The 12202-nt window shown below is 32.0% G+C and carries 15 protein-coding genes; 7 read left to right on the top strand and 8 right to left on the bottom strand.

What is annotated here, in order from left to right; genetic code table 11:
- Positions 1-3 precede the first annotated feature (3 nt).
- Positions 4-1278 (top strand): CCA tRNA nucleotidyltransferase, encoded by a 1275-nt coding sequence (locus HYY52_02375; protein ID MBI2995537.1) that lies wholly within the window; start codon positions 4-6, stop codon positions 1276-1278.
- 26 nt (positions 1279-1304) lie between these two features.
- Here the strand turns inward: HYY52_02375 and purQ are convergent, their stop codons facing one another.
- Positions 1305-1991, bottom strand: a complete 687-nt coding sequence (gene purQ / locus HYY52_02370) for a phosphoribosylformylglycinamidine synthase subunit PurQ (GenBank protein MBI2995536.1) — start codon at positions 1989-1991, stop codon at positions 1305-1307.
- 152 nt (positions 1992-2143) lie between these two features.
- On the opposite strand from purQ, the gene HYY52_02365 reads away from it, so the two are divergent.
- Both HYY52_02365 and HYY52_02360 read left to right on the top strand, forming a co-directional pair.
- Positions 2144-3259, top strand: a complete 1116-nt coding sequence (locus HYY52_02365) for an ATP-binding protein (protein ID MBI2995535.1) — start codon at positions 2144-2146, stop codon at positions 3257-3259.
- 95 nt (positions 3260-3354) lie between these two features.
- On the top strand, positions 3355-4449 hold the full coding sequence (locus HYY52_02360) for a threonine synthase (protein ID MBI2995534.1): 1095 nt from the start codon (positions 3355-3357) through the stop codon (positions 4447-4449).
- Here HYY52_02360 and HYY52_02355 read toward each other — a convergent pair.
- Positions 4438-4947 (bottom strand): metal-binding protein, encoded by a 510-nt coding sequence (locus tag HYY52_02355; GenBank protein MBI2995533.1) that lies wholly within the window; start codon positions 4945-4947, stop codon positions 4438-4440. The two genes, HYY52_02360 and HYY52_02355, sit on opposite strands and share 12 nt — an antisense overlap.
- A 100-nt stretch (positions 4948-5047) precedes the next feature.
- Between HYY52_02355 and HYY52_02350 the strand changes: the two genes are divergently transcribed.
- The gene (locus HYY52_02350) at positions 5048-5554 is read left to right on the top strand and encodes a hypothetical protein (GenBank protein MBI2995532.1); all 507 of its coding nucleotides are present in this window, start codon (positions 5048-5050) and stop codon (positions 5552-5554) included.
- Here the strand turns inward: HYY52_02350 and HYY52_02345 are convergent.
- From HYY52_02345 to gmk, 6 genes are all read right to left on the bottom strand, one after another.
- Entirely contained in the window at positions 5551-6306 is a 756-nt protein-coding gene (locus HYY52_02345; GenBank protein MBI2995531.1) for a hypothetical protein, read from the bottom strand. The two genes, HYY52_02350 and HYY52_02345, sit on opposite strands and share 4 nt — an antisense overlap.
- A gap of 52 nt (positions 6307-6358) precedes the next feature.
- Positions 6359-6634 carry a hypothetical protein gene (locus HYY52_02340; GenBank protein ID MBI2995530.1) on the bottom strand — a complete coding sequence of 92 codons (276 nt, stop codon included), beginning with the start codon at positions 6632-6634 and terminating at the stop codon, positions 6359-6361.
- A gap of 110 nt (positions 6635-6744) precedes the next feature.
- Positions 6745-7302 carry a hypothetical protein gene (locus HYY52_02335; GenBank protein ID MBI2995529.1) on the bottom strand — a complete coding sequence of 186 codons (558 nt, stop codon included), beginning with the start codon at positions 7300-7302 and terminating at the stop codon, positions 6745-6747.
- Entirely contained in the window at positions 7299-8519 is a 1221-nt protein-coding gene (coaBC, locus tag HYY52_02330; protein ID MBI2995528.1) for a bifunctional phosphopantothenoylcysteine decarboxylase/phosphopantothenate--cysteine ligase CoaBC, read from the bottom strand. Before coaBC ends, HYY52_02335 begins: the two co-directional genes overlap by 4 nt.
- Positions 8520-8527: 8 nt before the next feature.
- The gene (locus HYY52_02325; protein ID MBI2995527.1) at positions 8528-8719 is read right to left on the bottom strand and encodes a DNA-directed RNA polymerase subunit omega; all 192 of its coding nucleotides are present in this window, start codon (positions 8717-8719) and stop codon (positions 8528-8530) included.
- 17 nt (positions 8720-8736) lie between these two features.
- On the bottom strand, positions 8737-9327 hold the full coding sequence (gmk, locus tag HYY52_02320; protein MBI2995526.1) for a guanylate kinase: 591 nt from the start codon (positions 9325-9327) through the stop codon (positions 8737-8739).
- Between the two features lie 106 nt (positions 9328-9433).
- Between gmk and HYY52_02315 the strand changes: the two genes are divergently transcribed.
- From HYY52_02315 to HYY52_02305, 3 genes are all read left to right on the top strand, one after another.
- Positions 9434-10630: a hypothetical protein gene (locus HYY52_02315; protein ID MBI2995525.1), complete on the top strand. Its 1197-nt coding sequence runs from the start codon at positions 9434-9436 to the stop codon at positions 10628-10630.
- Complete coding sequence (locus tag HYY52_02310) at positions 10627-11343, top strand: TIGR00266 family protein (GenBank protein ID MBI2995524.1); 717 nt, start codon at positions 10627-10629, stop codon at positions 11341-11343. Before HYY52_02315 ends, HYY52_02310 begins: the two co-directional genes overlap by 4 nt.
- A gap of 87 nt (positions 11344-11430) precedes the next feature.
- A complete protein-coding gene (locus tag HYY52_02305; protein MBI2995523.1) occupies positions 11431-11805 on the top strand; it encodes an NADH-quinone oxidoreductase subunit A in 375 nt (124 codons plus the stop codon).
- Positions 11806-12202 lie beyond the last annotated feature (397 nt).

Raw genomic sequence — 12202 nt, 5'->3', positions numbered from 1 at the left:
GAAATGAAAAAAAACATTAAAGATAAGCTGCAGGAAATTGAAAAAGATCACTACGAACTTTTGATAAATATTGGCAAAGTATCTAAAGAACATGGATTGAGATCTTATCTTGTAGGTGGCATGGTAAGAGACATCTTACTTGGGTTTAGTAATTTAGATATAGATATTGTTGTTGAAAATGATGCAAAAAGATTAGCTGATGCCTTAGTAAAAAAATTCCCAAATTGTGAACTTAGCGCAAAGCATGACAGGTTTCATACTGCAAAATTAATTTTTAACATAAGTGGAAATAAAATCCCTGTAGATTTAGCTTCTACTAGACAAGAAGTTTATGAACATCCTGCAGCACTTCCAAAAGTCAGAGTTTCTGATCTGGAGAAAGATTTATATCGTCGTGATTTTACTATAAATGCTCTTGCTGTATCGCTTATGCCTGAAGAGTTTGGCGATGTTATTGATTTATTTGATGGACTTATTGATTTAAAACAAAAACAAATAAAAGTTTTACATGATTTAAGTTTTATTGATGATCCTACACGGATGATTAGGGCAATTAGATTTGCATGTAAATTAGGTTTTGAAATTGAAAAAAACACCTGGCTACTTCTTAAAAAAACAATTGATTCAAAACAATTTGATAATTTAATTGAAAATATTAGAGGCGACAGAGTAAAAATTGAAATTAGATATTTGTTTAATTTACCAAATATCCATGGTGTAGTTAAATTGTTTTTTGAATCAGGGATTTATAGGATGATATCGGTGGAATTGAAATTCTGTAGAGACGTATGGCCATGCGTCTCTACAAATGTTTCATGTAATTGGTTGATCCATCTTGCTTTAATAATACAAAATTTAAAACCAGACACTCAAGAAAAAATTATGAAAAATCTCCAGTTAACTAGTGATGAAACAAAAATAATTAAATCTGGACTTGCTGCATTTAATAGATTACAAACATTACATGCAAATAAAAAGCAAATTGATTCTGTAGTTGTTTATCGCGAGTTAAGAGATCTCGCATTTGAAAGTGTTGCAATTGTGAAATTAGTACTCAGCACTCAGCACTCAGCACTCAGCTCTTTGATCAATGAGTACATTGAGACAACCTCAAAAATAAAACTAGAAATTACTGGTCAGGATTTAATTTCAATAGGTTTAAAAGAAGGGAAACAAATTGGGGAGATTTTAGAAAAAGTTTTAGAGAAAAAAATCAAAGATCCTAAAATGAAGAAAGAAGACGAAATAAATCTTGCCCATCTTTTTCTGGGATATTAATTGTTTTAATCATCTGGCCAAAGGAATTAAGGTTGGTAAACCTTGCAATCTTGTAAAATGCTCTTAAATAATTTTATTCCGTCCTCACTACCTAAAATGCTTTCACAAGCACGCTCAGGGTGAGGCATCATGCCAAGAACATTCCCTTTTTCATTTATAATTCCTGCAATATTTTGAATAGAACCATTTGGATTTGATTCTTCAGTAATATTTTCATCTTTATCACAGTACTGAAAAACAATTTGACTTTTATCAACATCTTTTGAAACATATTTGCCATCACCATGTGCAATTGGGAGTTTTATAATTTCACCTTCTTGATATAAGCTTGTAAAAGGAGTTTTATTGTTTACAAGTTTCAAATAAACATCATCACAAATAAAACTTCTTGTTTTATTTGTAGTAAGTGCACCAGGAAGTAAACCCATTTCACATAAAATCTGAAACCCGTTACATATGCCAATTACTAAACCACCTTTATTCGCAAAATCAATAATTGGATTAATGATTTTTGAAAACCTTGCAATTGCACCAGCTCTTAAGTAATCACCATAGCTAAATCCGCCCGGTAGTACTACACAGTCAGTTCCTTTAGGAAGATGTTCTTCTGTGTGAAAGACCTCTTCTACATTTTGTTTAAGAACATCTTTTAAAACATAAACGCAATCTTTATCACAGTTCGAGCCAGGAAAGATTATTACAGAGAATTTCATATGGGTAATTGTAGCATAGAAAAATTCTTACTTTTTTTCAAGCAAGTAAGTATATTTGTAAATTTACCCCTTGACCATGCTGCAAAAATACCGTACAATCTTGCAACATGTTAAAGAGAACCATAATTCTACCAAAGAAAGAATCTTTTTTCATGTTTGGCCCCAGACAAACAGGAAAAAGCACATTAATTCAAGGAAAATTTACTGACAAAGTATGGATTATTGATCTACTTTTAAACGATGTTTATCTTTTGTATTCAAGGGACACTTCCCCTTTTCGAAATGAATCTATAGAAAAAATAAAAAATGAAGGGATAAAAACAATTGTTATAGATGAAGTACAGCGTGTCCCTGAACTTCTAAATGAAGTTCAATACCTCATGCAAAACTTTAAATGTCAGTTTATTATGACAGGCTCCAGTGCAAGAAAACTAAAACGTGGAGGAGCAAATTTGCTTGGTGGAAGAGCTATACAAAAAGTTCTTTTTCCGTTTACTTATGAAGAGACTGAAGAAATTTTTAAACTTGAAGATGCGTTGCAATTTGGTACACTGCCACCAATAATAAAAAAAATTACAAAGGAAAAAACTGATATTTTACATTCTTATGTGAATACTTACTTACGAGAGGAAATTCAAAGTGAAGGAATAGTTCGTAACCTTGGTGGATTTGCAAGATTTTTGGATATGTCAGCAAATCAGTTTGGAGAAGTTACCAGCTTCTCAAATATAGCTAGAGAATGTCAGCTGCCTGTCCGTACAGTTCAGTCATATTATGAAATTCTAGAGAATACACTTATTGGATTTAAACTTGAGCCGTGGAGAAAGAGTATACGAAAAAGGTTAGCTGCTCATCCTAAGTTTTATTTTTTTGACTGTGGAGTTACAAATGCTATTAACAAACGTTTAACAGCACCACTTGATACACAGTTAAGAGGGAGATTATTTGAACAGTGGATAATACTTGAAACTTCTAGATTTATTCATTATTTACAAAGTGAAACAAATATCTTTTATTGGAGAACAAATCATGGGGCAGAAGTTGATCTGTTAATTGAAAAACATGGGAAATTAAAGGCTGCTGTTGAAATTAAATTTACTTCAAATATTTCTACTTCACACCTTTCTGGACTTCGGGCATTCAGAGAAGAAAATCCTCAAGTTCAAGCTTATATTGTTTGTAATGCAAAAAATAATTTTGAGCTTGATAAAGTTAAAGTAATCAACTGGAGAAATTATTTAAAGATGTTGCCTAAGTTAGCTACATAGCTACCTTAATTTTCAAGCCAGCCAGATTAAATTTTTTATATTTCACTCCATGAGATTGCGTAAATCTTAGTATAAATCCTGCTACAATATCTCTCATGCTATCTAAATCCACTATCTTTACTCGCCCATGGAAAGGAATCATTGATTGTTACAGTACTTATCTGCCTGTAAATAATAAAACACCCATCATTACTTTAAATGAAGGAAACACTCCACTTGTTTTTGCACCACATATAACAAAACTTTGTAATGTACCTGGTTTATCTGTTTACTTAAAAATTGAAGGAGCAAATCCTACTGGTAGTTTTAAAGATCGTGGAATGACTGTAGCTGTAAGTAAAGCACTTGAAGAGAAATCCAAAGCAATAATTTGTGCAAGCACTGGAAATACAAGCGCAAGTGCTGCAGCTTATGCTGCTCGTGCACGTGCAAACGGATATAAGATGGATTGTTTTGTTTTAGTACCAAAAGGATATGTAGCACTTGGGAAACTATCACAAGCAATGATTTATGGTGCAAAGGTTGTACAAGTTTTAGGAAACTTTGATGAAGCTTTAAAACTTGTAAAAGAAATTGTAGAAAAATATCCAGTAACTTTAGTAAACTCATTAAATCCATTTAGAATTGAAGGACAAAAAACCAGTGCATTTGAAATTTGTGAACAACTTGGAAGAACTCCAAACATTCTTGCTATTCCTGTTGGTAATGCTGGAAATATTACTGCATATTGGAAAGGCTTTTGTGAGTATCTAAGTAACAAAGATAAACCAATAATGATAGGTTTTGAAGCAAGTGGTGCAGCACCAATAGTAGAAAATAAAATTATTGAAAAACCAGAGACCATTGCAACTGCAATTAGAATTGGAAATCCAGCAGGCTGGAAACAAGCAGTTAATGCAGCAAAAGAGTCCAATGGTTTTATAGACACTGTAACTGATGATGAAATTGTTGAAGCATACAAAACACTTCATAGATGCGAAGGAGTAGCATGCGAACCTGCAAGCGCTGCATCAGTAGCAGGACTTATTAAATCTACAAAAGCAAAGAAAATTCTTCCTGAGTCAACTGTAGTTTGTGTTTTGACTGGAAATGGATTAAAAGATCCAGACAGTGCAATTACATTCTGTGGCAGCAAAAACATAGAAGCATTTGCTTCTATGTCGGATATAGTAAAGATTTTAATGCTTTAATTGTTTTGGTACAAATTCCCACATCCAATCTGTCAGATAGTGAACAATATTTCCAAGCCACAATCCTGCTAAAAGTGAAATATGGTATTTAATTGGGATTTGTAAGATACTTGTGAAAAAACTAAATAAAAAGTCAAGCGAGAGTTTTTTATTAAAAAGACTAAATATGCCAGCTGTGAAAATAGCTACACAAATTACCACACAAAAAAAATAAATTATTCTAACAAACGGACCAAATAATGCATCATGACTTTGTGTCCTTTTTGATCTGTGACCAAAAGCTTGATAAGGCAGCCAGATAAACTTTAATGGTCCCCATCTTTTATATTGAACACTCCTTGTATCCAAATCAGGCCCAAACATTAAACCACTAAATAAAGATGCAAGAATAAATACTCCTAAAATACCTAAATCACGTGATATATTTTGCCAGATAAAATATGATGTACCACTAGTAGTTACAAAAGTTAAAAAATCATGCGTCTTCCCAGATGGCATGGTTATGTTATACCCACTTTGCCTGGTTAACACAAATTTCTTACAAACATTAATTGATATTAAGTTCAAGATGTACTATAGTTAAAACAATTTTTATATCATGTGGACAAGTCATATAAACCAGTCCTCTTATCTTTCTTATAAAACCAAAGAAGTAAAAATATGGAGTCTTTCAGGACAAAGTCAGGTCTTTGTAACAGTAAAAGACTTTTTAGAAGAAGAACCATCTGCCCCTGAAGTAGTTGCTCAAATAGCAGATAAAATAACTAGTTTTATTAATGAAAGCAAAGGATTAAACTATACTACTACTAAGCTTGAAATAAAACTTCCATTTTACAATTCAGGTGGTAATTCCTTAAATTCAATACTTGGAACTTATCTTGCAAAGCTCGGGGGAGAAAAAAGGCTAATTCTCATTCTAGAAAGAGAAAATGATCCAGGAAGCAAGACAGTATGTCTTTATAACATTAAGTGTCCAAAGGTTATAGATGAGAATTTTAAATTACAACTAATTGAACATATTGAAGATCTCCTTCAGAACGGGACCTTTATCCTATACGAAAGAAGTCAAGTCAGGAAAAAGTTTTTTAGAAGAGTAAGTGTTTAATTTCTTTGTGGTACTACTACTTGTAGATTTTGATCTAATACTATAGGAATTTGTGTACCACTTTGAAGAACTAACTCAGCACCTTTAGATGCTAAAGCACCAAGTGCTCCTGCACCACCTCCAATTGCAGCACCAGACCATGCCCCACGTCCTGGCATTCCTCCAGCTATTGCACCAATTGCAGTACCAAGTGCAGCTCCAAGTCCAGCTCCTACCGCAGTCTTTCCAACTCCTTTAGCTAAACGTGAACCTCCACTTTCAGCTTGAAGTTTGAATTGAGTAGTGTCTACTGAAGCACTTAATGGAAATCTTTGTCCGTCTGGAGTTTGTACAGAAGTAAATCTAATTTCTAAAACTCCTCCAGCACCAGCATGAAATCTTCTTGCTGGGATTGCATTTACTACCTGACCAATTAACTGGCTGCCTCCTGGAATTGCTACATCTGAAGAGCCTGCAATAAGTGGAGATGTTACTGTTGCTGTAACAGTATCTCCAATCCTGTTTATTCCAGAGCTTAAAGTGCTAACCAGCGATGCTTCAAATCGTGCTCCTTGTGGTGCTACTATAACCTTCCCTCTTAAAGGCCTTCTAGGGGTTCCAATATCACCTCCTTGAATTACGTGATCATAATGCTCCTCTAGACCCTGAGGTTCTTGAAAGCCACCTTGAGCATTTGCTGGAATTGCCAGTAAAGAAAATATAATACAAAACACTAGCGGAAACGACTTTTTCTTTGTTTTTAGTTTTTTCATGTGTTTGATTCTTCCTCTTAGTTTTTACTTGCTAATCTAAAATTTAATTATATTACACAGTAGAACCTTTAGTACTGACACGAGTTTCTTTACATAATTTCAATAAATTAATTAGATCTACAGGGTTATTTTCTCCAGCAACAATTATCATATATAAATTTAAGTCTGTGCCATTGTTTAGTTTTGAAATTACAATCAAGCCTGATTCATTTAAGAAAGTAAGAGTATGGAAAGTTTTAGTGTAAACTAATTCTCCTATTTCATCCATAAGAGGTTTAGACTTAAGTACATTTTTAATTTGATCAAAATAATTTTTTGAGTTTGTCATGTTGTATTCTTCAATTATTTGCAAATCATTATCTACAAAATAAATTGAGTCTACACCTGCAATATTTTGAATTTTGTTTTTTGTTTCTTCGATGATTGTACTAATGTTACTTATTTCTTTTTTTCCTTGTCTTTAGATAATTTGCTTGTCTCTTGATTAAATTTATCATTTTCTATTTTTTTTATAGCTAATATATCTACCCAAGGTTCACTTAAAGCTGCACTAAATCCTTCACCATAGATTTCAATTAAATCTCCTTCTTCTAATTCTCTAATCACTTGATTTTCTTTTGCTTCTTTAACTGGGTAAGCAAGCTTTAGTTCCGAAAGAGGGATTTTACTATCTGGCCTGAAAATACATAATGAAATGTAGTCTTTAGATGCTCTCATTGCTTCTTTATAATCTAAAGCTAAGGTTGTAAAAGAACTAAACTTTCCTCTGATTTTAATTTTTTTCCCAATATATTCTTCTGGTTTAGCAAGTAATGTGCCAAGAAGTAAAGGCTGAAATTCACTTTCATTAATTTGCTTCTCTGGAAGTTTTTTATCTTCTTGCTTTTCATCTTTTTTAGTATCAATTTTTTTTGCTTTAACAGTTTCAAGCGGAGAACAAAGAAGCAAGGCAACCAGGAAACAAGAAAAAATTTTAACCTCGCAACCTTGAATCATATTTTCTTCACTTCCTTCATTACTTCAAACATACTAACTAGCTTATTACAAATGTGCCTTGCGATTTGAGCCTTTGATTGTCTTTGTAAGACTTCTCTTTGTCTATCTTTAGTTAATATGGTTACTGCATTTTCATCAGATCCAAAACCTATATCCGGGATTGATATATCATTAGCAACGATCATGTCAATTTTTTTCTTATGTAATTTTTCTTGTGCATTTTTTTCAATATTTTCTGATTCTGCTGAAAAGCCTATAATAACTTGGTTTTTTTGTTTAGTACGTCCAAGTATTTCTAATATATCTGGATTTCTAGTTAATTCTATTGTTATGTCTTCGTTTTTCTTTTTAATTTTACTTTTTGACATGGTTATTGGCCTATAGTCACTAACAGCAGCTGCCATTATTAAGGCATCAGATTTGTCAAACTCTGATTCAATAACTTCCTGCATTTCGTGAGCTGACTCAACTTCAATAACTTGGTATTTTCTTTGACAAGGAAAAGTAGTAACTAAGATAATTTCTGCTCCCATATTATAAGCAACATCAGCTAATGCTAAACCCATTTTCCCGGAGCTTTTATTTCCAATATAACGAACTGGATCAATCACTTCACGAGTTCCACCAGCTGTAATAATTATTCTTTTACCTTGCAAAAGTTTTTCTTTTGTAGCTTCATATAAAATATTTTTTATAATTTTTTCATTTGTTGCAATGTGTCCAATACCTGAATAACCACATGTCAACTCTCCTTCTTCGGGCGGAATAATTTTATAACCAAGTTTTGTTACAAGAGTTTCTATGTTTTTTTGTACAGTAAAGTTTTCCCACATCTTTGTATTCATTGCAGGAGCAATATAGACAGGTACTCTTGCTGCAAGTAAAATGCTTGTAATTAATTCATCAGAAATGCCATTTGCAATTTTTGCAATTATGTCAGCAGTAGCAGGAGCTACTAAAATTAAATCTGCATTATCAGCTAGTTCGATATGTATGGGTTTTGACTGAATTTCAGGAGAAAACATTTTAGAATAAACAGGATTTGAAGATAAAACTTTTAATGGCAATTCACTTACAAAATGTTTTGCATCTTTTGTAAGAACTACCTTGACATTATGGCCTAATCTTTTTAGTTCGCTAACCAGATCGTACATTTTATAAGCCGCAATGCCTGCACTTATACCAAGAATTATATTTTTAGATTGAGGGTCCCTCACTACTTTTTCTATCTACTATCTACTAAAAGAGTGCCATCTCTTTGTGCAGCAATTTCCTGCAAGGCCTGGATTACAGGATTTGTAGTTCTTTCAAGTTCTTTAGTTTCTTCTTTTATTTGTTTAGCTAGTGAAGCTACTTTCAGAACAAGATCATATCTGTTCTCTGCTTCTTCTAATAAATCACCTAGTAACTTATTCATTGTCATTTGTCTACCTCTTAAATAATTAATTTCTCTCTAATTTTACAACGTTCAGCTTTTATTATACTAACTACATTATCTACTGCTTCTTGCAAATTGTCGTTCATTACTAAATAGTTAAATAACTTGACTTCCTTCATTTCTTCTTTTGCTTTTTTTAGCCTTACTTTGACTTTTTCAATTGATTCAGTTTGTCTTTTAATAAGTCTTTCTTCAAGTGCTTCAAAAGATGGTGGAGCTAAGAAAATTAATACTGCATCAGGGCATTTTTGTTTAACTTGTTTAGCTCCTTGAAGCTCGATTTCTAATAATACGTCCTTACCGCAGGACAAGTAATTATTGATTGCAAATTTAGGAGAACCATAAAAGTCTTCTGCAAACTGCGCCCATTCAAGAAACTCATCTTCTTCAATCATTCTTTGGAATTTATCTTTGGTTTTAAAGAAATAATTTACTCCTTCTTTTTCACCTTCTCTTTTTTCTCTTGTTGTTGCTGATATTGAAAGATACATATTGTCAACATTTTTAAGGACTCTTTCAACAACAGTTCCTTTCCCAACTCCTGAAGGGCCTGTAATTACAAAGATTCTACCTTTTGCTGATGCCATGGACTTAAACCTGTTCTTAAATGAGTGTACAATATCTAAGATAGATTTAGTAAATTGATTATAAAAAATATTTGTTTAAATTAAATTAGTTGTTTTGTAAACTTTTATGAGAAAATTAGTAGTTTCAGCTGTTTTTTTTATTGCTGTAATTGCTTTTGGTTACTTTTGGTTAAATACTCCCTATAGGTGTTTGTTTGAAGGGTGTGCACATTTAAACAGCTATAAAGTTGCAAGAGCAAGAGAAGTCTTTGAAATAGGCCTTAAGAAGTATCCAGGTAATCATAAGCTTAGATTTAGTTTGGCAAGAGCTAATTTATTATTGAGTGAAACTGAACAAGCCAACAAAATAATTCTTACAAAATCTGTATTCCAAGAATTAGGTGACAGAAAGGATTTTCAAAATTTTCTTGTAGATCTTTCAGAAGCTAATGCAAAAATAAACAATAGCAAGTATTGTAGATTCTTTGCTTTAAAATATCTTGAATATCAAAATCCCAAAGAAACTTCTAAAAGAGTTATAAAAAATTATATTCGCATTGGTCAACTTTTAAGTGAAAAGTCAGTTGATCTTTGGGAAAAGGCCTACAACATTGCACATGCAAGAAAAGAGTTAGAACTTATTGAAAGTCTTAAAGCATTACTTTTACCAAAATATTTCCAGCAAGCAGAAGGCTTGAAATCAAAAAAACTATACGAAGATGCCTTAAAAATTTTAAATAAGGCAGAATTAATAGCAAAAAATTCTGAAATTAGTTTCCAGAAAGCAATTATTTATAATCAGCTAGGAAGGCTTAATCTGGCTCACAAGTATTTTGAAGAAGCACTGTTACTTGATCCTGAAAATGATAATTACAGAATTGCATATGCAACTGCTCTAAAAGATACAGCTTTAAAAACAAATGACAAGAGTAAACAAAAAGAGTATTTTGAAAAAATTAAACTTTTGCTTTCTAGTGATGGCAACAATTCACAAAAAACTAATTTACTAAATAAGATAATTAATCTAAATGCAAAATATCAAATTTTAAATGCAGGCATAAAAATTACTATGCTTGGTGAATATCTGTACCCCTCATTAGCATTTAAAATTAAACCCGTTTCAGATATTAAGCTTAGGAAATTTAAAGTAATATTCCTTGATAAAGATAAAAAAGAACTTGATACATATGAAGCACCAATTACTGAGAATGAAATTAATCAGCTCTTAGAAGTTACCAGTAGGAATCCAATTACAAGTTCAAATTTTGTTAATGCACAACTTTTTGTTAATGATGAATTTGTTAAAGAGTTAAAAACTAAATGAAGCATGAAATTATTGGCGATGATATGCAAGTAGCCATTGTTGAAATGGAAGAAGGTGAATTTGTTCAAGCAGATGCTGGCAGTATGTTTTTTATGGAAGGCAGTATTGATATGGATCTTAGAATGCCAGGGGGATGGGTAGGTGGATTAAAAAGAATGTTTCTTGGTGAATCATTTATGCTTCCAGTTTTTAAAGCAAAGTCATCTAATTCTAAAGTTGCATTTGCTCCACCTTATCCAGGAAAGATCCTTGAACTTGAAGTAAATAATCAAAACAAATGGCAGGCACAAAAAGATAGTTTTTTATTTGCAACCAGTGGTGTAGGAATAAATATTAGTTTTATAAAAAAATTTAAAGTAGGATTTTTTGGAGGTGAGGGTTTTATATTAGAAAAATTTACAGGTGCTGGAAAAGTTTTTATAAATTGTGGTGGCACAGCAATTCAAAAAACTTTAGCTGAAAAAGAAGTAATTCAAGTAGATACTGGTTGTGTAGTTGCATTTGAAGAATCTGTTCAGTACGACATTAAACGTGTAAAAAATTTAAAAACCGCAATTTTAGGTGGCGAAGGTTTATTTTTAACAACACTTACAGGACCAGGAAAAATTATTCTTCAATCATTACCATGGTCTAGATTCCAAAATGTAATGGGTGGCGGAAAAGGAAGCACAGGACCACTTGGCGATGTTGGAAGAATATTTGGGGGAGACTAAAACTATTTTCGAGTTTCAACTTTCGATTTTCGAATTAGACTTTCACAGTTTTCTACATAACTAAAGAATTATGTTATAAGTAATAGCATGTCAACTGGGCTAACTCAAATAGTAATTTTTACAATAGGAGGTCTTGCTCTTGGAGTAATTATGTTAATTTCTTCTGTAGCTATTCAAAGAATTTTTGGAATCTATAATCCTACAAATGTTAAAACTGATCCTTATGAATGTGGAATGAAAATTTTTCATGATGCAAAAATTCAGTATGATGTTAAGTATTATTTGTTTGCGTTAATGTTTATTGTTTTTGATGTAGAGTTTGTTTTTCTTGTACCATGGGCAGTTGTCTTTGATATAGCCACAAATAAATTATTTTTAATAGTTGAAGCTTTTATTTTTGTTTTTATTCTAGCCCTTGGCCTTGTTTATGCATGGCGAAAAGGGATCTTGGAGTTTGATTGATAAGCTCACGAACCTTAAAAAAATTTAATCAATTTGTGTAACCTCTGGTTACATTTTTATAACTTTATATCTTGATTTTATTTATGTTTTAAATATACTTAACTTTATGGCTACTGAATCACAAAAATACAGAGCACAATTTCTCCAGATAAGCGGTCTTTGTTTAATGACTCCTTTAGGAAAATTAGTATTAGAGTTTCTTGACATAGGATGGAATGATCTAACAATAAAATTCTTCTTCTACTTAATAATTACTTGGGTGTGTTAATTTTTCCGGGTAATAGGCCACAAAAACAAAGGTAATACAGTCTCCCTTTTTCAGGGGGAGATAAAAATGCAAGATAAAATACTGGAAACATATACAAAATATTTAGAGAAATCAAAGAAAAAACAAACT

Source organism: Candidatus Melainabacteria bacterium (assembly GCA_016193285.1).
Classification (GTDB): domain Bacteria; phylum Cyanobacteriota; class Vampirovibrionia; order 2-02-FULL-35-15; family 2-02-FULL-35-15; genus JACPSL01.
This window is presented reverse-complemented; position numbering and strand designations above follow the sequence as displayed.